This window comes from Pseudoalteromonas sp. SR45-1 (assembly GCF_014163655.1).
Lineage (GTDB): Bacteria > Pseudomonadota > Gammaproteobacteria > Enterobacterales > Alteromonadaceae > Pseudoalteromonas > Pseudoalteromonas distincta.
In genome coordinates this window covers 1-26294 of the sequence record NZ_JACJDR010000028.1, presented here as the reverse complement: position 1 = coordinate 26294, position 26294 = coordinate 1, and the positions used below count along the sequence as shown (strand labels likewise).

27 protein-coding genes are annotated in these 26294 nt (G+C 38.9%); 8 read left to right on the top strand and 19 right to left on the bottom strand.

What is annotated here, in order from left to right:
• Window positions 1-395 precede the first annotated feature (395 nt).
• Complete coding sequence (locus tag H5089_RS19765) at window positions 396-875, top strand: RNA-binding protein (protein WP_024596401.1); 480 nt, start codon at window positions 396-398, stop codon at window positions 873-875.
• On the opposite strand, the gene murI is transcribed toward H5089_RS19765, so the two are convergent.
• Window positions 838-1638: a glutamate racemase gene (gene murI, locus H5089_RS19760; protein ID WP_182712936.1), complete on the bottom strand. Its 801-nt coding sequence runs from the start codon at window positions 1636-1638 to the stop codon at window positions 838-840. The two genes, H5089_RS19765 and murI, sit on opposite strands and share 38 nt — an antisense overlap.
• 65 nt (window positions 1639-1703) lie before the next feature.
• On the bottom strand, window positions 1704-2843 hold the full coding sequence (locus H5089_RS19755) for a DUF5610 domain-containing protein (protein WP_182712935.1): 1140 nt from the start codon (window positions 2841-2843) through the stop codon (window positions 1704-1706).
• A gap of 162 nt (window positions 2844-3005) precedes the next feature.
• On the opposite strand from H5089_RS19755, the gene trmA reads away from it, so the two are divergent.
• Window positions 3006-4103 carry a tRNA (uridine(54)-C5)-methyltransferase TrmA gene (gene trmA, locus H5089_RS19750; RefSeq protein ID WP_182197434.1) on the top strand — a complete coding sequence of 366 codons (1098 nt, stop codon included), beginning with the start codon at window positions 3006-3008 and terminating at the stop codon, window positions 4101-4103.
• Between the two features lie 66 nt (window positions 4104-4169).
• On the opposite strand, the gene H5089_RS19745 is transcribed toward trmA, so the two are convergent.
• The 4 genes from H5089_RS19745 to ccoG form a co-directional block, all read right to left on the bottom strand.
• Complete coding sequence (locus tag H5089_RS19745) at window positions 4170-4808, bottom strand: thiol:disulfide interchange protein DsbA/DsbL (RefSeq protein WP_182712934.1); 639 nt, start codon at window positions 4806-4808, stop codon at window positions 4170-4172.
• A gap of 16 nt (window positions 4809-4824) precedes the next feature.
• The gene (locus H5089_RS19740) at window positions 4825-5448 is read right to left on the bottom strand and encodes a thiol:disulfide interchange protein DsbA/DsbL (RefSeq protein WP_002962054.1); all 624 of its coding nucleotides are present in this window, start codon (window positions 5446-5448) and stop codon (window positions 4825-4827) included.
• Between the two features lie 34 nt (window positions 5449-5482).
• The gene (locus H5089_RS19735; protein ID WP_024596396.1) at window positions 5483-6457 is read right to left on the bottom strand and encodes a serine/threonine protein kinase; all 975 of its coding nucleotides are present in this window, start codon (window positions 6455-6457) and stop codon (window positions 5483-5485) included.
• A gap of 85 nt (window positions 6458-6542) precedes the next feature.
• On the bottom strand, window positions 6543-7973 hold the full coding sequence (ccoG, locus tag H5089_RS19730) for a cytochrome c oxidase accessory protein CcoG (protein WP_182712933.1): 1431 nt from the start codon (window positions 7971-7973) through the stop codon (window positions 6543-6545).
• A 288-nt stretch (window positions 7974-8261) separates the two neighbouring features.
• Between ccoG and H5089_RS19725 the strand changes: the two genes are divergently transcribed.
• A complete protein-coding gene (locus H5089_RS19725; protein WP_002962051.1) occupies window positions 8262-8621 on the top strand; it encodes a hypothetical protein in 360 nt (119 codons plus the stop codon).
• Window positions 8621-8827 (top strand): hypothetical protein, encoded by a 207-nt coding sequence (locus H5089_RS19720; protein ID WP_002962050.1) that lies wholly within the window; start codon window positions 8621-8623, stop codon window positions 8825-8827. The genes H5089_RS19725 and H5089_RS19720 overlap by 1 nt, the downstream gene beginning before the upstream one ends.
• A gap of 27 nt (window positions 8828-8854) precedes the next feature.
• On the opposite strand, the gene H5089_RS19715 is transcribed toward H5089_RS19720, so the two are convergent.
• The 13 genes from H5089_RS19715 to gspC all read right to left on the bottom strand — a co-directional run bounded on the left by H5089_RS19715 (window position 8855) and on the right by gspC (window position 20862).
• Window positions 8855-9442: a UPF0149 family protein gene (locus H5089_RS19715; RefSeq protein ID WP_024596395.1), complete on the bottom strand. Its 588-nt coding sequence runs from the start codon at window positions 9440-9442 to the stop codon at window positions 8855-8857.
• 22 nt (window positions 9443-9464) lie between these two features.
• Window positions 9465-10223, bottom strand: coding sequence for a type II secretion system protein N (locus tag H5089_RS19710; RefSeq protein WP_182683009.1), 759 nt, complete (start codon window positions 10221-10223; stop codon window positions 9465-9467).
• 3 nt (window positions 10224-10226) lie between these two features.
• On the bottom strand, window positions 10227-10700 hold the full coding sequence (gspM, locus tag H5089_RS19705) for a type II secretion system protein GspM (protein ID WP_024596393.1): 474 nt from the start codon (window positions 10698-10700) through the stop codon (window positions 10227-10229).
• Window positions 10697-11905 (bottom strand): type II secretion system protein GspL, encoded by a 1209-nt coding sequence (gene gspL / locus H5089_RS19700; protein ID WP_182712932.1) that lies wholly within the window; start codon window positions 11903-11905, stop codon window positions 10697-10699. The genes gspM and gspL overlap by 4 nt, the downstream gene beginning before the upstream one ends.
• The gene (gene gspK / locus H5089_RS19695) at window positions 11902-12891 is read right to left on the bottom strand and encodes a type II secretion system minor pseudopilin GspK (protein WP_024596391.1); all 990 of its coding nucleotides are present in this window, start codon (window positions 12889-12891) and stop codon (window positions 11902-11904) included. Before gspK ends, gspL begins: the two co-directional genes overlap by 4 nt.
• Complete coding sequence (gene gspJ, locus H5089_RS19690) at window positions 12884-13522, bottom strand: type II secretion system minor pseudopilin GspJ (RefSeq protein ID WP_182197428.1); 639 nt, start codon at window positions 13520-13522, stop codon at window positions 12884-12886. The genes gspK and gspJ overlap by 8 nt, the downstream gene beginning before the upstream one ends.
• The gene (gspI, locus tag H5089_RS19685; protein WP_002962039.1) at window positions 13523-13897 is read right to left on the bottom strand and encodes a type II secretion system minor pseudopilin GspI; all 375 of its coding nucleotides are present in this window, start codon (window positions 13895-13897) and stop codon (window positions 13523-13525) included. It abuts the gene before it with no gap.
• A complete protein-coding gene (locus H5089_RS19680) occupies window positions 13897-14484 on the bottom strand; it encodes a Tfp pilus assembly protein FimT/FimU (RefSeq protein WP_039488557.1) in 588 nt (195 codons plus the stop codon). The genes gspI and H5089_RS19680 overlap by 1 nt, the downstream gene beginning before the upstream one ends.
• 49 nt (window positions 14485-14533) lie before the next feature.
• A complete protein-coding gene (gspG, locus tag H5089_RS19675) occupies window positions 14534-14956 on the bottom strand; it encodes a type II secretion system major pseudopilin GspG (protein WP_002962036.1) in 423 nt (140 codons plus the stop codon).
• A gap of 81 nt (window positions 14957-15037) precedes the next feature.
• Entirely contained in the window at window positions 15038-16273 is a 1236-nt protein-coding gene (gspF, locus tag H5089_RS19670; protein WP_002962033.1) for a type II secretion system inner membrane protein GspF, read from the bottom strand.
• A 2-nt stretch (window positions 16274-16275) separates the two neighbouring features.
• Entirely contained in the window at window positions 16276-17841 is a 1566-nt protein-coding gene (gene gspE, locus H5089_RS19665) for a type II secretion system ATPase GspE (RefSeq protein ID WP_002962032.1), read from the bottom strand.
• Entirely contained in the window at window positions 17834-19897 is a 2064-nt protein-coding gene (gene gspD, locus H5089_RS19660; RefSeq protein ID WP_039488559.1) for a type II secretion system secretin GspD, read from the bottom strand. Before gspD ends, gspE begins: the two co-directional genes overlap by 8 nt.
• Window positions 19898-19920: 23 nt before the next feature.
• The gene (gene gspC, locus H5089_RS19655) at window positions 19921-20862 is read right to left on the bottom strand and encodes a type II secretion system protein GspC (RefSeq protein ID WP_182712931.1); all 942 of its coding nucleotides are present in this window, start codon (window positions 20860-20862) and stop codon (window positions 19921-19923) included.
• Between the two features lie 210 nt (window positions 20863-21072).
• Here gspC and hslR point away from each other — a divergent pair, with 210 nt between their 5' ends.
• The 4 genes from hslR to H5089_RS19635 all read left to right on the top strand — a co-directional run bounded on the left by hslR (window position 21073) and on the right by H5089_RS19635 (window position 25464).
• Window positions 21073-21495 carry a ribosome-associated heat shock protein Hsp15 gene (hslR, locus tag H5089_RS19650; RefSeq protein ID WP_024598238.1) on the top strand — a complete coding sequence of 141 codons (423 nt, stop codon included), beginning with the start codon at window positions 21073-21075 and terminating at the stop codon, window positions 21493-21495.
• A 12-nt stretch (window positions 21496-21507) separates the two neighbouring features.
• Complete coding sequence (gene hslO / locus H5089_RS19645) at window positions 21508-22353, top strand: Hsp33 family molecular chaperone HslO (RefSeq protein ID WP_182683013.1); 846 nt, start codon at window positions 21508-21510, stop codon at window positions 22351-22353.
• Window positions 22354-22621: 268 nt separating this feature from the next.
• Window positions 22622-24160 carry a phosphoenolpyruvate carboxykinase gene (locus H5089_RS19640; protein ID WP_039488561.1) on the top strand — a complete coding sequence of 513 codons (1539 nt, stop codon included), beginning with the start codon at window positions 22622-22624 and terminating at the stop codon, window positions 24158-24160.
• A 182-nt stretch (window positions 24161-24342) separates the two neighbouring features.
• Complete coding sequence (locus H5089_RS19635) at window positions 24343-25464, top strand: PepSY domain-containing protein (RefSeq protein WP_182712930.1); 1122 nt, start codon at window positions 24343-24345, stop codon at window positions 25462-25464.
• Window positions 25465-26294 lie beyond the last annotated feature (830 nt).

The following is a 26294-nucleotide window of genomic DNA, read 5'->3' as shown; positions in this document are numbered from 1 at the left end:
GCTTTAGCGTCTCAAGGGATGCGAATAATACACCCTTTATTTTTCGAGTCAATACTTTGTTTTAAATTTTCTTTTGGAAGATTTAAAACCGAAGTTTTATTTAACTCTCTGAGTAGTTCGTGCCTCGCTATGCGTTGGCGTTTCCCGTCTCAGTGGGGTCGCATTATAGGGAGATCCAAAAACAGATCAACCCTTTTTTTAGATCTTTTTACTGTTCGAACAAAAATAGAACAAAACCACGTAAAATCACATGAAAACCCCTCTAAGATGATGCTTTTTTATGCTCTTATTTATTATTTAATACAAATATCATTGCTATGTTTGATTTAGGCGTTAAGATAGCAAGTTCACAATGTTAAATTAATGTTTATTTCCTGTTTATTGGTAGATCTAAAATGAAATTACCCGATCAAAAATCTTTTATCTTCTCTGTTATTCTTGCTGTAGTTGGTTTTGTTGTTGTTGAGTTTGCTTTAGGCGGCTTAGCTTTAAACCCTGCATTACTATTTGGTGCTGGTTTATTAATAGGTGCGATTGCTATTGCTGCAATATCATCTGATGTGACTGAAGAAGCTGAAGTTAAAACAAAAACGCTTTATGTTGGTAACCTTCCTTATCGTGCAAACGAAGGTGTGGTTCGTGCATTATTTGAAGAACAAGGCAAAGTATTCAATGTTCGTTTATTAAAGGATAAGAATACTGGCAAACGTCGTGGCTTTGGTTTTGTTGAAATGGCGCAAGCTGATGCAGACAATGCAATTGCTAACTTGAACGATAGCGAGTTCCAACAACGTACTTTAAAGGTACGTGAAGCAAAACAAAAACAAGAAGATGATTCTAATGCTCTACGTACTGAGACGGATCAGTCAGTGTAACTAGCTTTACCGCTAGCTTATTGCTAAACACATCAGCCGTTGCATAATATTGCAGCGGCTTTTTTATGTCTGTTTGTTTATCCATACATAAGTTAAGTTGGTTAAGTAGGAAGTTGACTCTATTTGCTATCGCTACACCTGAATCAAGTAATTTTACATTCCCTTCAAAGTACTGACTAATCGGCCCTGCTAATATCGGAAAGTGCGTACACCCTAGTACAAGTACATCTATAGTTTTATCTATATGTAGTTCATCGAGTACTTGATACAACTTATTTGTATCTAAAAAGCCTGTAAAAAAGCATTCCTCAGCTAACGTTACTAATTCAACACTGCTATAAAGGTTAACGATTACATTACGTGCATGTTCAGCAATTAATGTTTTTGTGTATGAACTGGCGACCGTTGCCGGCGTGGCTAACAAGCCAATATGATTTGAGCGTGTTAATTCTGCCGCAGGCTTTATTGCTGGCACAACACCTACAATAGGAATATCCGTAATTTGGCGAACAGCGCTGAGTGCAGATGTAGAAGCTGTATTACACGCTATTACAATTAAATCGACGTTAAGCGTGTTGGCTTTGATGAAATGAATAAGTGAACATAATCGGTTAATTATAGTTTGTTGGGATTGAGCACCATAAGGTAGTAATGCATTATCCATAAAATAGCTGTACTGAGCATTGGGGATACTTTGCTTGATATGTTCAAGTACAGTAGTTCCACCAATACCTGAATCAAAGACCATTATATGCGCTGACAAACTACCGTTCCTACTTTACTTTAAGATCGGCAGTTTGCCATGAGGTTTTTATAAAAGAAAGTAGTTTAACTTTGCGTGGCTTCTAAATCAGTAAGCCTGTCGGCTGCTGAATTTAACTGATTAAGGTTTTCGAACATAGACTTTGTATAATCTACTAACTTATCTATTTGTTCCTGATCTTGATTTAACCATTGGAGAATGCCAGCTAGCTGATTTTGTAATCCAAGCTCACCCGCTTTTTCAAAAGCATTTTTAAGGTCGTCATTAAAAGGGGCTAACCCCTCTGCTACTTGTTTTTCTGGTGCTGGTTTATATTCTTCATAGCTTTTAACTGTTGCTATTGTTTTTGTTTGGCGTAAATCCATAGAAAAAGCCACCAGCTGATCGCTGTCTAAACTCAGCTCTTGCGCTTGTTCAAATGCTTCATCTAAATCACCACCAAAAAAGGTTTTACTTAAATCTTGTAAGTCTTCCATCATCGCATTAATAGCTTCTTGCTCTTGCTCGTTTAAGTCACCATTTACCGACATCGAAAATGATACCTGTCGAGATTGCGATGATGAGCTTGCAAACGACTCACTATTACTATTTTGCTGATAGCCACTTGCCGATTGAGATTCAAATACATCAGCAAAGCTAATACTTACCTCATCGCCTTCTGCTGTAGTAAATTTATACTCTGCATTACTCGTCATACTGACGTATTGGGCCTGGCTTATATTTACGCTGGCAGGTTGTGGGTTAAATAACGACTCTTCAAACTTATCCAGCCCATTGTAAATTCCCTCTTTGGACTTATTAATGCCCTCTTCCATGTCATCATTAAATACGCCTGTACCTTTGAGTTCATCAACAGCGTCATCAATCCCTATTTGGACTCCTTTGCGCGCATCGCCTAGCATATCTTTGAGCTTTTCGTCATCAGCGCCGTTAGCTTTTGCTTTATTTACAGCACTACTTACAAAATCGAGTACGTTTTTTACTATTTCATCAAAATCAAATAGTGGTTTATCTGCTTTTTTTTCTGCGATAGGTAATCCAAGCTGCTCAGCCATTTTATCGCCAAGCACCTTTGCGGCCAACTCTCGGCCTCGTTGTTGATAGCTATCTTGAGGAGACGTAATTGTAGGTTGCTGTATATCAGCTTTATTATTGAATTTATTGATGTTGTTGTTTGGCGTAAAGCCATAATTACCTATTTTCATGATTCGTCTCCTAAGCGTGCGTAGTTTATTATCGGCTATAACAACAAAAACTAAAGTACAATGTTCAATAAAACAGCATAAATGCTAGCCAAAACTAGACAAATACGCAGCGCTCCCTACAATAGCGCCGATAAACAGATCTTAGATAAGGTAGTAGCGTTAATGGCAGTTATTAAAATAGATACCACACAGTACCAAGCGCAGTTAAGTGAAAAAGAGCAGCGAATTAGTACGCAGTTTCAACGTTTTGGTGTGGAGCAATTAGAAGTATTTAGCTCAGAGCCAACTAACTACCGCCAACGTGCTGAATTTAGAGTATGGCACGACGGTGATGATCTGTTTCACATTATGTTTGATCAACAAACAAAAGAAAAAATCCGTGTTGATACATTTGACCCAGCAGCGCCTCTAGTAGGTGAAATAATGCAGGTGATGATTGAAAATCTTAAGCCTTGTGAAATATTACGCCGTAAGTTATTTCAAATCGATTACCTATCAACGCTAAGCGGTGAAATTTTAGTAAGCTTGCTTTATCACAAACCACTGGATGATGAATGGTTAAGTGAAATTAAAGCACTGAAAGAAAAGCTTAGCAGTAAATACAAAATTGACTTTATAGGTCGTGCTCGCAAACAAAAAGAAGTACTAGGTGATGACTTTGTAACTGAACGTTTAACAGTTAATGGGCAAGAGCTTATTTATCAACAAGTAGAAAATAGCTTTACTCAGCCTAATGCAAAAGTAAATATTAATATGCTGGAGTGGGCACAAGATTTATGTAAACCACTTAAAAATGATTTACTAGAATTGTATTGTGGTAACGGTAACTTTTCAATTGCATTAGCAGGTTCTTTTAATAAAGTATTAGCGACGGAAATATCAAAATCATCTGTTCACTCTGCTCAATACAACATTGCTAAAAACAACGTAGAGAACTTAGATATTATTCGTATGTCTAGTGAAGAGTTTACTCAAGCAATGAATGGCGAGCGTACTTTCTCTCGTTTAGATGGTATTGATTTAAAAAGCTATGACTGCCAAACCATATTAGTTGATCCACCACGCGCGGGCATGGATGAATTAACGTGTGACTTAGTGGCTAACTACGAAAGCATAATTTATATATCCTGTAATCCTGAAACTCTTGAGCGTGACCTTGATCACTTAACACGTACGCATAACGTTAAGCGCTTTGCTATATTTGATCAGTTCCCTTATACGCATCACATTGAGTCGGGCGTTTTCTTACAGCGCAAATAAATACGTTCAGTAAACGTTACCCATAAAAAAAGCTCCTTAAGGAGCTTTTTTTTGTTTTAGCTAAACTTACTTGTTAGCTAAGTAATTTATTAATTTGCTAATGTCTTCAGGTTTAGTAATACCCGACTCACGACCTAGGTTTAATTTGTACTTACCATTTACAATAAAGGTAGGTACGCCACGTAGTGCGCCTTTTTCTTTAAAGTAGTCTTGGTCGCGTTTCATTTTAGAGCTCAGCGTACGTACCGAGAAGCTTTTAAACAGCTTATCAAACTTATCACCATCAACGCCCTGCGCTACAAATATATCTTTTACATCTGCAAGCTCATTAAATTTAGCGCGCTTTGTATGGATATGATTAAAGATTGCAGAAATAATCTGATCTTTTTGTGGAAGCACTTCAGCTGTCGCCAGTGCTTGGCTCATCATCTGTTGGTTTTCTGGGTCACGTACACCTACAAAATCAACATGGCTCTTTTTAAATTTAACGTTTTTATCAAGCTTAAGCTTAAACTCACCAATTAGTGCTTCCATGTTATTACATGCAGGGCAGTAAAATGAGAAGAACTCTTTAACCTCTGGCTTTTTAGTTGCACGCTCAGAAACTACGTCGTAATGCACGCCTTCTTCATACGTTGCTGCAAAGCTTGTTGCTGCCATAGGAAGTAATATTGCAAGCAAACCTGCTTTAACTAATTTAATCATTATTATACTCCGAAATTTATAGTGCTAATAAAAACGCTACTAACTCATCAAGTTCTTTTTGATTTTTGATGGTGTTGAGGTTTATTTTATATTTATCGTTAACAATAAAAGTAGGTACACCTGTAAGTGCGCCTAATTTTGAATATTTATTCTGTTTGTTTTGCATTGCTTGCTCAGCTGAAATAACAGGCATGCTTGCAATCTCTTGATCAAATGTTGCGCTATCAATACCATTTACTTCAAGTAATTTTTTAACGTCTTTCATTTCAGTTAATGGTGCACGTTGAACATGGATACTTTTAAAAATTTGATCGCTAATACTTTGCGCCTGACCATGCTGCTTAGCAATTAAGTAGGCAAAGCTTAAATTACTTTGTGCTTGTGGTGACACGCCACCTAAAAAGTTAACGTGGTTTTTAATAAACTCAGCGCCTTCTGGCAAGCCTTTTTCAATTGCTTTTGCTACTGGTTCAAACTTAAAGCAATGTGGACAGTAAAATGAGAAAAACTCGGTTACTTGCGGTGACTTGCTTTTGTCTACATCTATAACAGTGTATTGATTATCAACTTCAAACTGTGCAGCAAGTGCTGCAAATGGTAAACATAAAAGTAATAAACTCAGTTTTAATTTTTTAAGCATTTGTATCTCGTTGTACTTGTCTTTAAATAAAATATTACGGCAATAACTTTAACGGTGCTTCTTGCAATGCTGCAAGTTGCTCTTTCAGTGCTAAAATTTGTTGCTCCCAGTATTTGTCATCAGCAAACCATGTAAAGTTCCGCACAAAAGCAGGATCACTCCATCGTTTAGCTACCCATCCCATATAATGAATAATACGCATTGCTCGCAGCGGTTCAATTAATTTGAGTTGAGAGTGATCAAAATCACAAAACTCTTCATACGCATTTACAAGGGTGTCTAACTGTAACAGTTGCGTCGCTCTATCGCCACTGAGCATCATCCATAAATCTTGGATTGCAGGACCTTGGCGGCTGTCATCTAAATCAACAAACATTAGCGCATCACCTGCCCATAAAATATTACCAACGTGGCAGTCACCATGTAAGCGAATACTTTGCACATCTTTATACTGTTTTTGCGCCTGCTCTATCACTAAATCTAAAATAGTATAAAAGGCAGTATTTATTCCCATGGGCACTAAGTTACTTTTTTGAAGATGAACTTTGGCTGTATGCAAATACTCCTCGCAGGTAACTGTTGGCCTATAAGTAAAAGGTTTTGTTTTAGCTACTTGGTGCATACGGCCAATCAATCGCCCCATTACATCAAGCTGATCTAAATTATCAACCTCAAATAAACGCCCGCCTACACTTGGAAACAACACAAACAAATACCCTTCGTGTTCAAATAAGCTTTGTCCATTATATAAAATAGGGGCAACAACGGGTACTTCTGCATCCGCTAGTTCAAATGCAAAGTCATGCTCTTCTTGAATTTGCTCTTTACTCCAGCGCTCTGGGCGATAAAACTTCACTACGTAACGCAGGCCATCATCCGCTTTAAATTGGTACACTCTGTTTTCATAGCTATTGAGCGCCAATAAACCAGATTCGGCGTACACACCTACGCTTTCTATTGCATCGAGTATTAGATCAGGTGTTAAGTCAATAAAACTAAATTTACTCATACTCTTCTTATATAAAATAAAAGCGGGTTATATACCCGCTTTTGTTAATTGCTATATCAACTTACCTAATTAAGGTAAGTTGCGATTATCGCGCTTTAAAAAAGTTACTCGACTGCGATATTGTCTCCTCCGGCTCATCTACCGGTGAAAGCACAAAGTTAAACTCAGTCATCGGCGCCTTCAAATTATAAGGGTCCATTACAAGTGACAATGGCACGTTATGAGATTCCCCTGCCTGCACAGTAAATGACTGCTTACCAATATACTTAAAGTTATCTAACCCTTGTACTTTAATATTAAAGGTTTGCTCGTACTGCGCTTTATTAATTACCTTTAATGTATAGGTGTTCTCTACTAAACCATCAAAATCGACACGATATAATTGGTTTCGGTCACGAATAATATCAAAGTCCATTGTTTTACGCAGTGCTATATTAGCGACAAGCGCTCCCGTAAGCACAACAAGTATGACCGTGTAACCAATAATTTTAGCTCGCAGTGGATTCGTTTTATTTTCTGGGGTTTCGAGATTTCGCTCTGTCGTATATGAAATAAGCCCACGCGGGTATTCCATTTTATCCATTACGCCATCACACGCATCAATACATGCACCACAGTTGATACACTCAGCTTGTAGCCCATTTCTAATATCAATACCTGTTGGGCACACTTGAACGCACAAGTTACAGTCTATACAGTCGCCTAGTTCTAAATCTTTATGGTCTACTTTACGTGAACGAGGACCACGGCTTTCACCTCGGCTTTCGTCGTACGTTACGGTGTATGTGTCTTTATCAAACATAGCTGATTGAAAACGAGAGTAAGGACAGATGTGTAAACACATAATTTCTCGCATCCAACCGGCATTACCATAAGTACACGCAGCAAAGAAAATAATACTGACTAGTGCATAACCACCTACATCAAACGTTACAAAGTCAGGGAGTAACTCCCTTATTGGCGTAAAATAACCCACAAAAGAAATTGCGGTATACAACGAAAACAATACCCAACTAGTATGCTTTGCCGTCTTACGCCAAAACTTATCAAAATTCATGGGTCGTTGATCGAGTTTTTTACGTTGATTAGCCGTGCCTTCAAGCTTTTCTTCGAACCAAATAAAAATAAAAGTCCAAACAGTTTGCGGACATGTATAGCCACACCACACCCGTCCATAGAAGGTGGTCACTAAAAACAACGCAAATGCTGCCAACATAAAAATAAACGCTAATATAGTAAAATCTTGAGGCCATAGCGTTAAACCAAAAATATTGTATTTTTGACCAATTAGATCAAACAGCACAGCTTGCTGGCCATTAAAATTAATCCAAGGTAGTAACATAAACGCAAGCAGGCCTAAAAAGCCAATGCGCTGTCTAAGTAATTGATGTAGGCCTTTTACAGCACGCACATAAATACGATTTCGGGGATTGAACCTATCATCTTGACGGCTTAAATCCGGTTTTTGGATTTTCACCTCTACAGGGATATTCTTTACTTTAATTTGCTTGTCCATCGAAGTTCCTCAACGCCGCTTGGAAATAAAAATCCAGCAATACTCAAGTACTCTATACTTAAAGTTAGCAAGTTACTTGCTAGGCATATTTACTTTAATAAATTGCCTTCTCGAATACTTTCAGATATTTCAGAAATATCTGACTGCTGTTAATCATTATAACAATGTTGGTTAAAATTACTGGCATAGATTGCTAATAATTTATTCATCCCAGTTACTTGCTTTTAAAATGCAGTTTATTACACTGCATGGTAATTCAACCCTACTTAGATCAAGGTTTATGTATCCATGAAAAAATTTATTATTTTGGTAGTTGTGATCCTTGCCTTTTTTACAATTGATCACCCACTTATAAAAGAACCTCGCGAAAGGTTACTAGGTGAAGGCATTGGCTTTTTAAGTGATGCAAGCAAGGTCAACAGAAGCCCCGCTGCAAATATGGCGAAAAATAGGATCAGCAGTCAACTTAAACTATCTGAATCTGAAGGTGAATATGTAGAAAAAACGTTTACAACAGATGACTCTGTTCAGTTATTTCACCTACGCTATTGTCGTGAGCGTGACTTAAACCTTTATTTTTATGACGACCGTTTAAATACGGTATGTAAAATAGTGACTGAAGCATTAGAACAAAAGCGAGCAAAGTAGTGGATTTTTCAGGATTAAATAAAAAAGCAAGCGACTCATTTCATAAGCAGCGCAATATGCTCAAGCAATTAGCGCAAGGCAAAACATTAAAGTGTGAGAAGTGTAATGGGGTTTTAACACTTGATTTAGCCACCAGCGAGCCTGGTAAAGGCATAGTAAAGTGCAAACAAGGCTGTACGGATATTATATTAGAGCTAGGCACTTAGATTAAACTAAGCGCCTAGTATTAATAATTACTCTTCCCAACTCTCGTCGGTTATCAAGCCGCTATTAATTGCGACCACTTCAATTAGTTCAGCAAACCCTAATGCAAAGTCACCCATAGATTCATACTGATACTGACACAAAGCTTCTATTGTCATGTTATTTTGTTTGGCAATCTGAGCTATTGCTAGCTGGTCAAGTGCAAAAAAGCTTAGTGTGCTTAACGCACTTTCTAGTGCTTGTTTAAAATCAACGTCTAATTGCGGTGCATTTAACAAAGGTTCTGCATAAGCTTTCGTTGCAACTAAGAAGCCTTTACTCCACGACTTACAAAATTCAGCATCAAATGTGTCTGGTAATTTATATCCAGTTTCGAACACCTGCTCACTAATTTTGTGATAAAGCGCCATAAACAAAAAAAGCATTTCTTCATCTAAATCATTAGCTGTGTTTGGCAATATCTGCTCAAGCCACTCATGCACATCTAATGGGTTGGGCGAACAAATTACACCAAATAAATAGCCTTGGCTTTGTACAAGGGTCATTGCTTGAGATTGGGTATTTAAAAATGAGCTGAGCTGCTTTGCGTGCAACTCAGTAAATTGGGGTATTTGCATTAAAACTCTTTATATTAAAACATTAAAAGTTGAGCGGATAGCGACCTTGGTTATCTGGTCGGCCTAAAAACTTAACCGCATCATGTACATCTTTAGGTAAGCTGGCATCTGGTTTTACATAACCTGCCACTCTGAAGTCGAAATTAGCTTTAAGTGTAGCATCTGCCTCAAGGCCAAGCGTATTATCTGGGTCAATTAATATAGCAACATCACCCGACTTACAGCTTAACTTACCAGCTAGAGGACCAATATTAAACCATCCATTTAAGCCTTGAACATCAATATTAGGGCTCGCTATTTCACCTTTTAGTGAATCACAATAAGGTGCGCCTGAGCTGTATTCATCAAGTTCTAATATCACACGCCCTTTAGCGGTAACAGGCAGAGGAAGTTGCACACGTTGCATTGCACGCTCTACTGTTGAGCGCACTAGGGCATCAGTCACTATTACTTTTTTATTAAAAAACCCATAACTTACATCTGCGTAACCCGAAATATCACTGCGTTCTCGTGGATTACCAAATTTTATGTTCGCATTTAGTTTGCCTGTAAATAATTTCCAGCCTGCAATATCCCAACGCACATTATTTAACTGCTCACCATCAAAACGAACTTGCATCATTTGACCTTGCCAAACAGTGCCTACAGTTTGCCCAACTTCTAATTGCTTTGGAAAATACGGCTTTGCTATATCAAGCGCAATACTGGCTGGTAATTTAATAATACAAAACACAATAAAACTAATTAAAAAGACAGCCGATAACGTTATTATTTTTTTCATTAATTAATTCTCTAATACTAAACGGCTTACGCGCACATAGCCTGATTTATCATCGCGACTTAAATCTAAATTTTCAATTTTTAAACCATGCTGATTTACTAGCTCATCTAGCCATTCTATTAACTGATTAAACTCTACTGAGTCGAGCGTCAAACGAAGTGAATCACTACTGGGCTGCATTTTACTAATATTGATTTTATAGCGTCCACGAGTAGAGTTTACCACTTGGCTTAAGTTTGTATTGCTAGCAACACTGGTGTTGCCTGCAGCCTTTAGCTTAACAATACTGTCATCAACCCAAGCTAATAGCTCTTGTTGTTTAATTTGAGATTGCTGTGCTTTTTCTATCGCGTTATTTAATGGCCTAAATATTCCCATTACTAAAACAAAAATAATAAACACACCACCAGCGACCATTACCAATTGTTGTTCTTGCTCTTTAAGCGAACGCCACTGTTTCATTAACTGCTTTTTCATACTGCACCTCGCAGTTTAATTTCACCTACGACATAATCACCGTCATTATTTAAAGACCCTTGCTCAACAGTTAAACCTTGCTTTTCAAGTATGATTTTTACTTTACCAAAAGTTTGGAAGTCTTTAGCCCGTGCACGAATGCGCAGCTCATTGCGACGTTTGTCATAACGAAGTGTTTCAGGTGTAAATTCGCTGACTTGCGAAAATACATCAACCAAATTAGTCGTTAAGTCTAAAAAGCCGGATTCACTTGAGCCTTGTATTTTATCTAACGCGCCTTTAATTTGGCTTTTAATTAGATTAGGGCGAACTTTAGTTCCCGGAAATGCTATTTGATATCTGTCGACTACTTGAGCTTTAGCTACTTCTACTTGTGTATTAAGTTGGTGTAACTCAATAGCTTTTATTGTAATTGTAGAAACCAATGCAACACTTGCTATAATTGCGGCGCCTTTCCAGTAACCCCACCACAAAGCGCTTTGTTTTTTAAGCTGATACATACCTTGGCGTAAGTTAAAATTAACGCTATCTAACTGTTTTGCAAATAATGCTAAAGGTAAGTCGTAATCGCTTGTTTGGGCTTGTAAGTTAACGCTTTCAGGAAACTGATTAGCAGGACTAAAATGTTTAATGTCGGGGTTACCCATGGCTGATAAATAGCCATTCAACCAACTAGATTCAACCGCACTAATATGCCATTGCCCTTGCTTAAACAACCATTGGTTGTTGAGCTCAATAGCAGTTACGGCGCCATCATCTGCAAGCGGTAACAACAAAGCATCGGGTAATATTCTGTATACTGATAGATTATGCTCAGCAAATAATGCAAGCCATTGTTCAAACCATTCACGGTCTGTCATTGCTACACGAATTGCATGTTGCTCACCAAGCATTGTCGGCTGCGCTACAGCTATAAACAGTTCATCTACGTCACATGCTATATCTTCTTCAAGCATGTATGGCAATGCTTGCTCAAGCTTGCGATTCCATTTTGTTGGCAAAGCGACCGTTTTTAATTGCACTTGATCACTGGGTAATAACACGACAACTTCTCGGGTAAGTGCTTTTTCGCTTAGCTCACTTAAATGCTCTGCATTTGGTAACTCGCCACTGGCTATTATTTCTTGTTCTTGTGGTGAGTAAATTAACCAGTTAAGTAATTCTTGTTCGGTTTGACCCGTGCGGATCAACAGTATTTCTGTCACTGTACGCCTCCAAATTTTCGCGCCAGTATCGTTACGTCGCCATCTTTAGCGTGCAGTAATGTGGTCATCGAAAAACGCAGGTCGACAAAGTTTGCCTGCGTTTGTAATTTAAAATATTCGCTTTTAATACTAAATAGACTTTTTATTGAGTCAGTATTAGTACCGCCTTGCTGCTTCACCTGTTCAAAAAATTCATCGATGGTGTCAAAGCCAGTTTGCGGTCTTGCGCCTAACACCGCTTCTGCGCCAGATAAGCTTAAGCTTTCTATCAAGGCACTGAGTATGAGCGCTTGCTCTGGCAATAATGTATTTACGTTAATTGATAAAAGCGTACTGCCTGGTATTACGCATACATATGGCAATACTTTTTCCATCACTAATGGGTTAAAGCCCTTAACTAAACGCAGCTCCGATGTTGATGCAAATAAGCTATTGGCTGTCATATACGGAAAATCTCGCGATAAGTACTCGTCTTCTTCTGCGCCTGAGCGATACGTAATACTGTTCTCATCAAGCCAATCAAATACGCTATCTGCCATTGTCTCTTCTGATTCATCAGCAGGTAAATCTTCAATGTTTTCAAGTAATGCAAATAGTGCTTTATGTGCAGGGTTTGTTTTACTTGCGCTATTTTCTTCTGGCGCTATGGCTAAAGCATTTAAATTTAGACATGCTTGTAAATCAGTAATTTTGCCACTTAACGTGCCGTTATCAACAGGGTATGAAGCATCACCTTGAGTTGCCCACACTTGATCGAGTGTTGTTTTATCGGCATCATCTTTTTTACTTTGTATTAGCCCTTTAATAGCAAGCTCTTCTGCACCGTAGGCGTACCATTTAGCTTGTTGGTGACCTTGCAAGTTTGTACTTTTTTGCACTTGAACCATTAAATTAGCACTCATTTCTACTGCTAAAATAGCCGCTAATGCCACAATAAACAAAACAATAACAAGTGCTGCGCCGCGCGATGATTGCTGCTTAACCATTATTCACATCCGTACTTTGTGTAGCAACAACTTTGCCTTGCCCAGGAACTAAAAATACACGACGAATTGGCTCTGCTTCTATTTGTTGCAACGTAACAGCAACCGCTTTAGGGAGAGCTTTAATTTCCCACTGTTCTTGCCATTCGTTTTTATCATCCAAAAACTCAAACTTAAGTTCTTCAACATTTTCTAGTACACGTTGAACTCGCGGTTCCATATTATCAAGCTGATCAACATAAACCCGATAAACACGCTCAAGGTTATCGTCTATCACTCTATAACCAACGGCTTGTAGTTCTGAACGTGGCAATAAATTAATTGGATTTACCCAGCCATCTCGTACAAACGCAATACCATCGTATTGGCTTTCTAAAACGTAACGACCAGCAAGTAAATATTGTTCTTGAACATCACCCGACTCATTGCGAACTGAGCGTTTGGTCATTTGGCTAAAATCTTGATCCATTAATCTAAATGTTGTTTGCAATCCATTTAGCTCAGCAATCTTTTCATCGGAGGCATCTTTTGCTCTTGTTGTCGTCTCGAGTATTTGATGAGTAGCAATAATAACAAAAGCTAAAATACCCAGTGCAACCATAACTTCAAGTAATGTAAACCCGCGCTGCTTCACTTACTTTTTGCCTTTATTTAAATACGTTGATAACTCATATGCTGAATGCTCATATTTTTCATCCGTAAAAACATTTATGGTTAGTTTTACAAAGCTTTTGTCAGCTGTAGCTGTAACTTCTTGCTGCCAAAACCATTCAACACCGCCCATTACTTCGCTACCTTTAAGGTTATTTTTACCTTGCCATTGTTCGCCTTTAGTACGCTGTTCAATAATAACGTTTTCGGCGACCCAAGATGCATAGGTTTGCTCTTCAATAGTCGTTAAGTGGTGTATATGCTCGCTTGTTGCTTGCATTGCAGCTATACCTGCCATGGCACAAATACTTAATGCCACTAACACCTCTAATAAGGTAAACCCTTTAGTGCGCTTCATTATTCTGGCTCTCGGCGAAAGTTTACTGGTGCAGTAAATTCACCTTCAATGTAATACACAGGCTCGCTTTGCTCTTTTAACTCTAATATAAGTTGAAACGCGCTTACCTCACCTGATGACAAAATAAGTACTTGTGGGATTTTTAACTTTTTAAGCTCAAGTAAACTGTCTTCATCGCCGCCACTCATAAGCTCGCGCCAGTTAGATTGCTCTAAGAGGTTATCTTGCGCCCACGCTAAATCTTCTAAGTTAAGAGTGAGCTTTAATCTTTCGTCTAATTCTATTGGTTTAAAAAGATCTTCACGGTCAAAAGTAATCCACTTTTCACCATCGAAAACTAAATACTCTAATGTATTTTCTTCTACTAATAAGCCCAATTCAACTTGGTTTAAAATAGCAAATTCCGATGCCATATTAATGGTGGTATGCAGCCTTAGTGCTTGAGTATCTAACTCCTCCTCAGCACCGCCTTCTAAGCTATATACCACCATTTTGGTGGCAAAAGCGATGATCACTAATACCACTAAAATTTCTATTAAACTAAAGCCTCTGCTTTTTGCATGGCGCTGCTTAAGGCTTGCTTTCATTGCAAGCCTCTAGCATTAACATGTTCATACAGAACGGTGTACTTAGGCATTATTGTTTTTCTTCGTCCCAGTTACCGATATCGTCATCAGTACCTGCTTCACCGTCTGGGCCCATAGAAAAAATATCAAACTTGCCAATTTCACCTGGGCTAATTAACTGATAAGTATTACCCCAAGGATCTTCTGGTAATTCATTAATAAAGCCACCATCAGGGAAACGTTTTGGAACCGGTTCAATGCTTGTTTGGGTAACTAGCGCTTCAAGACCTTGCTCTGTGCTTGGGTAGCTCTTATTTTTAAGCTTGTATAAGCTCATTGCATCTTCTAATTGCTGGATATCTAGATGTGCTTTATCAATAGCAGCCTCTTCTTGCTGACCCATAATGTTAGGTGCAACAATTGACATAATCATCCCGATGATAACCAGTACCACCATCACTTCTAGTAAAGAAAAACCTGATTGTTTATTCACGTAATTACCTCATTATTCTAAAAACATTAAGTAAAAATGGTTTAGGTAAAACCACTAATATATTTAAAAATTTATTCTAACTTAAAGTCCAACAGCTTTATTCATCGCCATTATTGGCTGTAATATTGCCATTACTATAAATAATACAATAACCGCCATTGAGGCGATCATCGCAGGCTCTAGTAGTTTAAGCGATACATTAACCATGCTCTCAAATTCGCGATCTTGGTTATTTGCAGCACGCTCTAACATTTGCTCTAGTTCACCTGATTTTTCACCACTTGCTATCATATGCAGCATCATTGGTGGAAACAACTTAGTTTGCTGAAGTGCAGCTCTTAAGCTTGCACCCTCACTCACTCTGTCGGATGCATCTGCAACCGCTTTTTTAATTTTTTCGTTAATTAATACGCCACCCGAGATACGCATTCCTTCAAGTAATGGTACCGAGCTTGACGATAAAATACTTAAAGTACGCGCAAAACGTGCGGTGTTAATACCACGAGCCACTTTACCTATACCTGGCATATGTAGCACTCGGTCATCCCACCAAAAACGTATTTTAGGCTGCTTAAGTGCATGCTTAATACCAATGGCTATAGCTGTAATAGCTATTAAACTAATAAACCAATAATTTTGCACAAAATGACTGCCTGCCATAACCCATTCGGTTGTCCAAGGAAGTACTTGCTTCGTTTTTTCAAACGTTTTTAATATTTTTGGTACTACGGTGCCCAGTAATACCGACACAATACCAATTGCAAATACCACTAATATAATAGGGTAAACCATAGCCTGAGTTATTTGGCTACGCATATGTTGGCGCTGCTCTGTATAGTCGGCTAAACGATTAAGTACTTGGTCAAGGTGACCCGACTTTTCGCCTGCGGCTACCATTGCACGATATAAATCGTCAAAAACATGAGGAAACTCACTAAGACCATCGGCAAGGGTGTAACCTTCAACTACTTTTGAGCGTACCGACATAAGCATCCGCTTTAAACGCGGCTTTTCGCATTGCTCAGCAACCGCCATAACAGCGCCTTCAACAGGAAGTGCCGATTGAATAAGTGTTGCTAATTGCCTTGTAATTAATGCTAAGTCTGAGGTTGAAATTGTCGGCTTAAAAAAGCCACCGAGTAAAGGGGCTTTTTCGCCTTTGACCTGTTTATCACTTTGCGCCGCAGGAACAACTTCAAGCGGCGTTAGTTTTTGATCACGTAAAGTTTGGCGGATTTGTTTAGCTGTATCGGCTTCTAAAATGCCTTTTTTTTCTTTACCTCGGCCATCTAAGGCACGATATTCAAACGCCGCCATAGTTAACCTTCCTCACGGGTAACACGCAATACTTCTTCAAGTGTTGTTTTGCCTGCCAGTACACGGCTACACCCATCTTGACGAATACTTGGGCTGCGCTTACGAATGTATTTTTCTACGCTTTGCTCGCCTTTACCGTTGTGAATCATTTCGCGTATGGTTTCATCAACTACAAGTAACTCATGAATACCTGTACGACCACGGTAACCATTAAAGTTACACTCTTCACACCCCACCGCTCGATAGATTGTCGGTTGGCTTTCAAAAGGAACCCCTAACAGCTGGCATTCATGCTCATCAGCCGTGTGACCTTCTTTACAGGTATTACATAACGTACGTACTAAGCGTTGCGATAACACACCGAGTAACGACGATGAAAGTAAGAAGGGTTCAACACCCATATCTTCCATACGTGTAATTGCACCCGATGCGGTATTTGTATGCAAAGTAGACATAACAAGGTGACCGGTAAGTGACGCTTGAACACCAATTTGCGCAGTTTCTAGGTCGCGTATTTCACCCACCATTACTACATCTGGATCTTGACGTAATATTGCACGTAAACCACGTGCAAATGTCATATCAACTTTTGCATTAACTTGTGTTTGCCCAATGCCTGGAATTTCGTACTCTATCGGGTCTTCAACGGTAAGAATATTACGATCGCGTGAGTTAATTTGGCTCATACCAGCGTATAAAGTGGTACTTTTACCAGAGCCCGTTGGCCCTGTTACCAAAATAATGCCGTGGGGTTTACTAATTAAATCTGAAAACAAAGCGCGATTTTCTGCAGTCATACCTAAATCTTCAAGGTTTAAGCGCGCGTTGTTTTTGTCAAGTAAACGCAGTACTACACGCTCACCAAAGCTCGATGGCATTGTAGATACACGCACATCAACTGCACGCCCTGCAATACGTAAGCTAATACGACCATCTTGTGGAATACGTTTTTCAGCTATATCAAGCTTAGCCATTACTTTAATACGAGATACAAGTAACGATGCAAGTTTACGATTAGGCTTAAGTACTTCTTTAAGCACGCCATCGACCCTAAAGCGAATAACAAGCTCTTGCTCGAAGGTTTCGATATGAATATCAGAAGCCCCTTCTTTAATCGCTTCACTTAGCATGGCGTTAATAAGCTTGATGATTGGTGCATCATCGTCACCAGCAAGTAAATCTTCAGTTTGCGGGAGCTCATCAGCAAGTGAGAATAAATCAACCTCGTTGCCAATATCCTCCATCATTTGTTGCGTTTCAGAGCTATCACGTTGGTATGACGCTTCAAGCAATAGCTCAAATTTATCATCATCCAATTGCTCAAGTGTAAAACCATGGCCTGCGATACGGCGTACTTCTAATAGTACCTCCACATCTAGCTCACCACGGTAGTAAACTATACGATGATCTTTGTTTTTACCAAGCAACACACCTGCGCGTCTTGCATAGGAAAATGGCAAACGCTTTGCTGGTAACTCAACTAACACATCACTCGTTAATAGCTCATCCTGATTATGCGTTTGAGGATGAACCACATCTTGGTTTATCTCTTGAATCGCATTAGTCATCTTTACGCTCTTGTGCATTTTGTTTACGTAGAGACTCTTCATACGTAGGTGGAAGTACTAATTCGTCATTCCACTCTGGTAAAATAGGCGTATCAGTCATTGGCATTAACTCAATACCATCTTCTTTTTGTTTAAACTGCTCACCACGAATAAAGTTATATTTATTAAAGCTTAACTTATTCATGCTTACACCATCACGAATAATGGTTGGGCGAATAAATACAATAAGATTACGCTTACGACGCGTTGTATTTGTTGATCTAAACAGGTGACCTAAAATAGGGATATCGCCTAATAACGGTACCTTAGAAACACTTTCTTGTACGTCTTCGTCAATTAAACCGCCAAGTACAACCATACCGCCATCATCGGCCATAACCGTTGTTTTAATTGCACGTTTATTAACTGAAATATCAACAGCAGTTGCACCACTTACACTCGATACTTCTTGCTCAATAGTAAGTTGTACTGCAGAGCCATCGTTAATCTGTGGCGTAACTATCAGTTTAATACCGACTTCTTGACGCTCAACTGTTTGAAATGGGTTAGCATTATTACTGCCCGTTTGTGAGCCTGTAATAATAGGCACTTCTTGACCGACTAAAATAGAGGCTTCTTCGTTATCCATTGTAGTAATAGAAGGGGTAGCCAATATATTTGAATTTGTATCAGTGGCAACAGCCTGAATAATTGCGCCCCAATCATTTTTAACAACGCCCAGCGCTAAACCATTAATGCCACTCAGCAATGAAGCAAGCGCATCATAATCACCCTCAGTCGTTTCGTCATAACTAGTAACGGTTCCAGTTTCTGTACCAATGATAGTTTTAGTTACGGTTGTATCTTGTGCTTGCTCTGCAGCAACAGCTAATGAACCCACGGGAACCGTAGTGCCGTTGTTAAACTGCAACATACCGCCCTGCTCAGAAATCCACTGCAGGCCTAAGTTAACCCCGTCGCCTTCCATTACTTCAATAATAATGGCTTCAACTAATACTTGGGCACGGCGAATATCAAGGCGTTCAATTACAGATTCAAGTGATCGCATTGTGTCTGGCTGTGCGGTAATAATTAATGAGTTTGAGTCAGGGTGAGACTCTATACTGCTTTCATTATTGCTTCTGCTACGAGTTTTAGTAGTACCGCCTTGTGCATCTTCAACAAGGGACTTACTAACACCCTGCAATACTTTGACTAAATCTTCAGCTTTAGCATAATTTAAGTAAAACACCTTGGTGTTACCTTGGCTTTCTAGCTCACCATCTAAGCGCTTAATGAGCTCAATAGCACGTGTACGTGCTTGGCCTTCACCACTTACAATAACGCTATTAGTTCGGCCATCAGCCACAACTTTTGGAATTAAGAATTCAGGTACACTGCCTTTACCGCTGTCTTTATAAATATTATCTACCACAGAGACAACATCATCTGCCGTCGCATATTTAAGCTTAACGATGTCTACACGCTTGTCACCCGCCTGATCAACAGAGCGAATGATCTCAACTAAGCGATTAACCGATGCTGCATGACCCGTTAGCATCATAACGTTAGCCGCATTAAAGTTGGCAACGTGGCCACCATCTTTTTGATCGCTAAATTGACGAACCAAAGGGCCAAGCTCTTGTACACTTACATTTTTAACACGTACAACACGTGTAATCATCATGTCGCCGCTAGCTTCACTACCTTCGTCAATAAGTGGTACATTTGATTTTTTGGCGTCTGAACTTTTTTCTATCTTAATTATGCCATTGTCCATTTCAACAGCTGAGTAGCCATAAACTTCCAATACATTTAAGAAGAACTGATAATAAAGTGCTTCGTCCATTAACTCATAGCTGCGAACATTTACTTTGCCGCGCACGTTAGGGTCAATAATCACTGTTTTATTAAGGTTTTTACCAACAATATTAATAAACTCGTTGATATCAGTTCCTTTAAAGTTAGCAGCATATTCAACAGCAGAAACAGACAAAGAAATACTTGCCGCCAAAAAAAGTGCTGCGTACTTAGCTAACCCTTTTTTAATTTTTTTGAGGTGTAGCACCTGAACCATTATATTAAAACTCCAAAGCTAAATTATTGCAGACTAAATTGCACATCGATTTGTTCACCATCACGTTCTATAGTGATATTGGCATCTGTACTATTACGCAGCTCGTTGATAGCTGACATAGCCTGTTTTAAATCTGTTAATTGATAGCCATTTATAGAAATAGCCAAATCGTTATTTTTTAATCCCATTTGTTTAAACAGTTCAGGTTCTTTACCTGGACTTAAACGATATCCGATTAGTTCGCCATCATTCATGGCTTGTGAAACACGTATATAGTCAAATAATTTGCCTGGCTCTTCGAGCAGTTCTTCACGTGTTTCTATAATTGCTTCTTTAACGTCTGGATCTGCAGTAGCATCTATTTGTAGTTCACTTAGCTCTAATTTTTGCGGACCCATTTCAGCATCATCACGGGCAGCGAGTACTGGCATAGATACCGTTTTATTAAAATCGAGCCCATCAAGCATTAATGTTTCAAAACCTCCATTAATACCTAAAATAACACGATCAGGTAATATTTGTGCTACTTCAGCGCGCGTGCCTAATACAACTTCTTCAACAAGATAGCTTACTTGCTTACCTTGTGATTCAATAATTGCGATACCTGCTTTATCATCGTTATTAACCGCTACAATACCGGTTAAATTTATACTTAAGCGTGTTTCTGGCGCATTGTTTATAACCTGCGATTGCTTTGCAGTATTATTGTTGTTTGTTACAGTTTTTTTACCAAATAAGAATTGCTCAACAATATGCTGCGCAGAGTTATTACTCGCACCAGATGACTGATTAGCATAATGAGTAGGGGTAAGCAGAGTTATCGGTGGTTTTGGCCATAAAAGCCAGACAAGCTTTGATAATAAAAATGCAAGATAAACAACAACTAACAGTGTCACTAATGCACTTAATTTAGCATGCGGTAACCGCGTTAAAAATTGTTTTAGTTGTTGGATTTGCTGTTCCATAAATAGTGTTCTTATTTTAATTTACTGCGTTAGCGCGTACCCATAGTACCCTTTCATTTTTCTTTCAACAAGCACACTAATATTAAACTTTGTAAACAGATTAAATTAACTTTACATAGTAGTACAAAAAGTAAACGGCTGTTGTAATACCTTCATCCTACGATGATTTCATGATAAATTTTAAGCTATAAAAACGTGGGGAAATGCCTTATGAGTAAAAAAAGTAATGCTAATACCAACTCAGACCATGCAGATGAGTTAAAAGTTCGATTAGATAAATGGTTATGGGCTGCACGATTTTATAAAACTCGTGCTGTTGCACGTGAAATGGTGCAAGGCGGCAAAGTACATTATAATGGCCAACGTACAAAAGCGAGCAAAATAGTAGATGTTGGTGCAAAAGTAAAACTTGCTCAGGGTGTAGATGAAAAACTGATAACTATACTCACAGTGCTTGAAAAACGTCAAAGCGCCCCCATTGCACAGACCATGTATCAAGAATCTGATGCAAGTATTGCTAAACGCGAAGAAAACAGCATCGCACGCAAAAATAACAGTTTTTTTGCTCCTCATCCGGATAAAAAACCAGATAAAAAGCAAAGACGCGAACTTTTAAAAATGAAATCAAGTTAGGTATAGCCACTCATGCAACAAGATTTACTTCACCGTTATTTATTCAACGAACTAGATGTTCGTGGCGAACTCGTACAAATCGAGAATGCTTATAATGAAATGATTGCCGACCACAATTACCCAGACCCTGTTAAAGCATTACTTGGTGAGTTACTCGTTGCAACCTGTTTACTTACTGCTACCTTAAAGTTTGAAGGTGAAATTGCTGTACAGCTTCAAGGTGATGGCCCAGTTAAATATGCTGTTATAAATGGTGATGACAAACAAAATATGCGTGGTATTGCACGCCTGCAAAGCGAAATTACGGGCACAACTGTAAAAGAGCTTATTGGCCAAGGCTATATGGTAATCACTATTACCCCTGAAAAAGGTGAACGCTACCAGGGTATAGTGCCGCTAGAGCATGATACTCTTAGTGAATGTATCGAAAGTTACTTTGAGCAATCTGAGCAGCTAAAAACACGTCTTTGGTTTGCAACTGACACTACTGAAGGTAGCGCAAAAGCATGTGGTCTATTTTTACAAGTGCTTCCAGTTGATAAACAAAAATCAATTGAAGACTTTGCACACCTAGAAGCATTAAGTAACACGATTAAAAATGAAGAGTTGTTACACTTAGATGCGAACACTGTTCTTACACGTCTTTATCACGAAGATAATCCTCGCGTATTTGAACCTCAAGCTATTAAATTCAAATGTGGTTGTAGTCGTGATAAAACAATTACTGCACTTGTTAATATTGGACAAGAAGAACTACTCAAAGATGTAGCTGAGAAAGGGACTGTTAACATTAACTGTCATTACTGTTTAAAAGAGTATGTTTTTAACGAACAAGACATAAAAAGCATTTTCAACTAAATGTTCAGCTTCATTTATATATAGTAATTAAAGCCGCAAAATATGCGGTTTTATATTATAAAAAGATGATACCGGTGTCATGAACTTTGTTAATTTACTGACACCGGTATCATTGAAATTATTCATGTTTTTTAGCAAATATATGTGTTTTTAGAGGCTTTACGGGCTCGAATATCTCAAAACCTTCTGTTACTATAATTTCAGCTTAAGGGCACTGATAACCCCAGAGCTATCCCGTTCAAACTCTCACACATAGTTAGGTATAAACATGACTACAGGCGCTACACGTTTTGTCGATTTAACCGCAGCTGAACTTGTCGAGCATGCGATCCGCCGTGGCGAAGGTACTTTAGCCGCAAATGGTGCTTTTGTTGCAATTACAGGAAAACGAACTGGCCGTTCACCAAAAGATCGTTTTATTGTTCAAGAAGCAACAACTCAAGATGACATTCAATGGGGCAACGTTAACCGCCCATTTGATGCAGAAAAATTTGACGCATTATGGGCTCGCGTAGAAGCACATGTTCAAAGTAATGACCACTTCACCTCTCACCTAGAAGTTGGCGCTGACCCTGAGCATTATCTACCTGTAGTCGTAACTACAGAAACAGCGTGGCACCATATTTTTGCCAAAAACATGTTTATCGAACCACAAAACTATAACGCCTCAAACTTACCACAATGGCAAGTAATGAACGTTCCTTCGTTTGTATGCGAGCCGGAACGTGATGGCACAAATAGCGATGGCACCGTTATTATTAACTTTGCACAGCGTAAAGTATTACTAGCAGGTATGCGCTACGCCGGTGAAATGAAAAAATCGATGTTTTCTGTACAAAACTTCCTACTACCAGCAAAAGGTGTATTACCAATGCACTGTTCTGCTAACGTTGGTGAAGCAGGTGATACAGCATTATTCTTCGGTTTATCTGGTACGGGCAAAACAACTCTTTCAGCAGATCCTACTCGCTTTTTAATTGGTGATGACGAACACGGTTGGGCACCTGGAAGCGTGTTTAATATTGAAGGCGGTTGCTATGCTAAATGTATCGACCTGTCACAAAAGAACGAACCTGTAATTTGGAATGCAATTCGCTTTGGTACTATTTTAGAGAATGTAGTGCTAGATGAAAAAGGCGTTCCAGATTTTAACGACACTAGCCTTACTCAAAATAGCCGTGCAGCATATCCACTTGAACATGTTGAAAAACGTAAAGTAGAAAACCGCGCAGGCGAACCAAAAGCTGTTGTATTTTTAACTTGTGATGTAAGCGGTGTATTACCACCGGTATCTGTTCTTAGCGAAGAAGCTGCTGCTTTTCACTTTTTAAGTGGATACACAGCTAAAGTTGGCTCAACTGAGATTGGCTCTACTAGCGATATTGAATCAACGTTTTCAACCTGCTTTGGTGCGCCATTCTTCCCACGTCCTGCAGGTGTTTACGCTGAGCTTCTTATGAAGCGCGTACGCGAGTTTGGCGCTAAAGTATACCTTGTCAATACAGGTTGGACTGGCGGTCCTTACGGCACAGGTAAGCGCTTTGATATTCCGACTACTCGCGCAGTAGTTGATGCAATCGTATCTGGTAAATTAGCCGGTGTTGAAACTCAGCACATTGATGTTTTAAACCTAGATGTACCGGTAGCCGTTCCTGGTGTAGATACTAACTTACTTAATCCTATAAATACGTGGGAAGATAAAGCTAAGTACAATGAATATGCAGCAAAACTTGCCGCTGACTTCACTGAAAACTTTGCTAAGTATGACGTATCAGACGATATAAAAAATGCAGGGCCTAAAGCTTAAATAAGCTTCAAGCTTGTATTTTAACGCCAGCCAAGGGCTGGCGTTTTACTTTCTAAATACCTAATTTAATAAGTGCGACAAAATGCCGCACAACTCATATCAAAAACCATATAATATACCGCGTAATTAATCATTCCTTAATGCCCAATAAACCTGCATTACTCATTACGGCTATTTAATTAATGACACTAAAGCTTTCATGGCGAAAAACATTCAGGCGGTTACATTTATACTTAGGCCTATCAGTAGGTGTTTTACTTACTATTATCACTCTTTCTGGCTCTATATTAGTTTACTATCCGCAAATAGACTTACTGCTAAATCCAGCAAATGACGCTACTACAAACATAAAAACGCCTAATTGGGATCAAGCATATAATACGCTAAGAGCCAATTTCCCTTCAAAGCAAGGGCCATGGCGATTAGAAAACACAGGTATAAACTCAGTAATTCCCGCGCGATACTACAATCCAACAGAAACAAAAGAGCAAGGCTTTGCCCCCTTAATGGTATGGCTATCTAGCAGTAGTGATAAAGTAATACGTAAAAACTATTGGGGAAAATACTTAGTAACTTGGATGTACAACTTACATTTTTCATTACTAACAGGAGCAACGGGCACTCTCGTCCTTGGCTATATAGGCATAGCCTCAATAGTTCTTCTTATCTCTGGATTCTTTGCTTGGTTTCCAAAGCCTGGGCAGTGGGTAAAGGCACTAAAATTTAAATCTCGTAGCTCTAAAATAGGTTTGCTATACGACTGGCATAAACTAATTGGTTTAACCTTCTGCATACCGCTACTAGCTTTAACTGTTACAGGTGTTATGCTCGCTATTCCAAAACAAACAGATCCTATATTAACCGCTCTAGTTAGCGATATAAACTCCCCACCAAAAACACAAATTCAACCGAGCAAACAAACCGATATTCCTTTATCACAAGCGGTATTAATAGCTGAAAAAGCATTACCGAATGCGCGTTTAGCTTGGATTGAAACACCATCAAACTTAAATGCTATTTACAGATTAAGATTTCAAACTGTAAACGATCCTTCATATCGCTTTCCACATAGCTATATAGAGGTTAATGCACTTACAGGAAAGTTAGAGAGCGTGTTTAATATAGATAAGCAAAGTACGGCTAGTAAAATAAAAAACTGGATGCACCCTCTACATGACGGCAGCATTGGCGGTAACATTTTAAAAGTCATTTGGGTGTTAAGTGGCTTCGGATCTGCTGCATTGTTCATTATCGGCGTATATAGGTGGTTAGTTAGAACCAAGAGAATACAAAATAAACTTTAGTTGAAGGAGTACATGAATTGCTTTTCAGTAAGTCTTGTCGATAGTTTTCTAATATAAAGTATATGGCCTTCGTTAATCTTAGGATTAAAAATTAATAACGCTCAGTACATATGAAATTAAAGCAGCCCCTAACCGCCTATCATGCTATAAAACAATTAATGAAGGGTAGTTTATACTGCAAGTTTAGATAGGCACTCCATGAACACTATTATTTAAAAACCACATGCCCATTAGATTTAAGTTCTATGCGTAAACCTCTGTATTAACCTCTATTTTTATTCTCTTCAGTAACCTACCTAAAGCGTATATAAAGGCTTAAAGGTCATGTTCAATACTTATCACAAGACCAGATAATTAACGCTTTTATATTAGGTCAGATGTTAAACCAATTGGTATTATTTACCCACAGTACAAATGCTACCACTCATTGTCGAGCGGAGGTTTTTTTATGCTTTTGACATCGGGAATCGCTACGCTCGCCCGACCTACGTGATGAAGCTGCTATGAGTGTGTTAATTGCGCACATTTTACTTTTCTGCAGACGTAAAAAAGCCCGACTATTTCTAGTCGGGCTCTCTACAATTTAAAGTCGGTGCGCTACGCGCAGTAGGATGTCGTAGTGCCCACAGCGGTGGAGAGGCACAGTGAAATGCTACACTATCTTTGCGTCGCGATATGAGTGTGTGTTAATTGCGCACATTTTACTTTTCTGCAGACGTAAAAAAACCGACTATTTCTAGTCATGCTCTCTACAATTTTAAGCCTTGTGATGTCGTAGTGCCCACAGCGGTGGAGAGTCACAGTGAAATGCTACACTCTCTTTGTGTCTT

What these genes read in the sequence shown, in the direction of transcription:
- H5089_RS19740 (WP_002962054.1), bottom strand. Translation starts at nt 5,448, where the DNA reads ATGCTTAAAAAATTAAAACTGAGTTTATTACTTTTATGTTTACCATTT.
- H5089_RS19710 (WP_182683009.1), bottom strand. Translation starts at nt 10,223, where the DNA reads ATGAAAAAAATAATAACGTTATCGGCTGTCTTTTTAATTAGTTTTATT.
- gspM (WP_024596393.1), bottom strand. Translation starts at nt 10,700, where the DNA reads ATGAAAAAGCAGTTAATGAAACAGTGGCGTTCGCTTAAAGAGCAAGAA.
- H5089_RS19745 (WP_182712934.1), bottom strand. Translation starts at nt 4,808, where the DNA reads ATGATTAAATTAGTTAAAGCAGGTTTGCTTGCAATATTACTTCCTATG.
- gspI (WP_002962039.1), bottom strand. Translation starts at nt 13,897, where the DNA reads ATGAAGCGCACTAAAGGGTTTACCTTATTAGAGGTGTTAGTGGCATTA.
- gspK (WP_024596391.1), bottom strand. Translation starts at nt 12,891, where the DNA reads ATGGTTAAGCAGCAATCATCGCGCGGCGCAGCACTTGTTATTGTTTTG.
- trmA (WP_182197434.1), top strand. Translation starts at nt 3,006, where the DNA reads ATGGCAGTTATTAAAATAGATACCACACAGTACCAAGCGCAGTTAAGT.
- gspD (WP_039488559.1), bottom strand. Translation starts at nt 19,897, where the DNA reads ATGGTTCAGGTGCTACACCTCAAAAAAATTAAAAAAGGGTTAGCTAAG.
- gspE (WP_002962032.1), bottom strand. Translation starts at nt 17,841, where the DNA reads ATGACTAATGCGATTCAAGAGATAAACCAAGATGTGGTTCATCCTCAA.
- hslR (WP_024598238.1), top strand. Translation starts at nt 21,073, where the DNA reads ATGAGTAAAAAAAGTAATGCTAATACCAACTCAGACCATGCAGATGAG.
- ccoG (WP_182712933.1), bottom strand. Translation starts at nt 7,973, where the DNA reads ATGGACAAGCAAATTAAAGTAAAGAATATCCCTGTAGAGGTGAAAATC.
- H5089_RS19765 (WP_024596401.1), top strand. Translation starts at nt 396, where the DNA reads ATGAAATTACCCGATCAAAAATCTTTTATCTTCTCTGTTATTCTTGCT.
- H5089_RS19635 (WP_182712930.1), top strand. Translation starts at nt 24,343, where the DNA reads ATGACACTAAAGCTTTCATGGCGAAAAACATTCAGGCGGTTACATTTA.
- H5089_RS19715 (WP_024596395.1), bottom strand. Translation starts at nt 9,442, where the DNA reads ATGCAAATACCCCAATTTACTGAGTTGCACGCAAAGCAGCTCAGCTCA.
- gspF (WP_002962033.1), bottom strand. Translation starts at nt 16,273, where the DNA reads ATGGCGGCGTTTGAATATCGTGCCTTAGATGGCCGAGGTAAAGAAAAA.
- H5089_RS19735 (WP_024596396.1), bottom strand. Translation starts at nt 6,457, where the DNA reads ATGAGTAAATTTAGTTTTATTGACTTAACACCTGATCTAATACTCGAT.
- H5089_RS19725 (WP_002962051.1), top strand. Translation starts at nt 8,262, where the DNA reads ATGAAAAAATTTATTATTTTGGTAGTTGTGATCCTTGCCTTTTTTACA.
- H5089_RS19755 (WP_182712935.1), bottom strand. Translation starts at nt 2,843, where the DNA reads ATGAAAATAGGTAATTATGGCTTTACGCCAAACAACAACATCAATAAA.
- gspC (WP_182712931.1), bottom strand. Translation starts at nt 20,862, where the DNA reads ATGGAACAGCAAATCCAACAACTAAAACAATTTTTAACGCGGTTACCG.
- hslO (WP_182683013.1), top strand. Translation starts at nt 21,508, where the DNA reads ATGCAACAAGATTTACTTCACCGTTATTTATTCAACGAACTAGATGTT.
- H5089_RS19680 (WP_039488557.1), bottom strand. Translation starts at nt 14,484, where the DNA reads ATGAAAGCAAGCCTTAAGCAGCGCCATGCAAAAAGCAGAGGCTTTAGT.
- H5089_RS19640 (WP_039488561.1), top strand. Translation starts at nt 22,622, where the DNA reads ATGACTACAGGCGCTACACGTTTTGTCGATTTAACCGCAGCTGAACTT.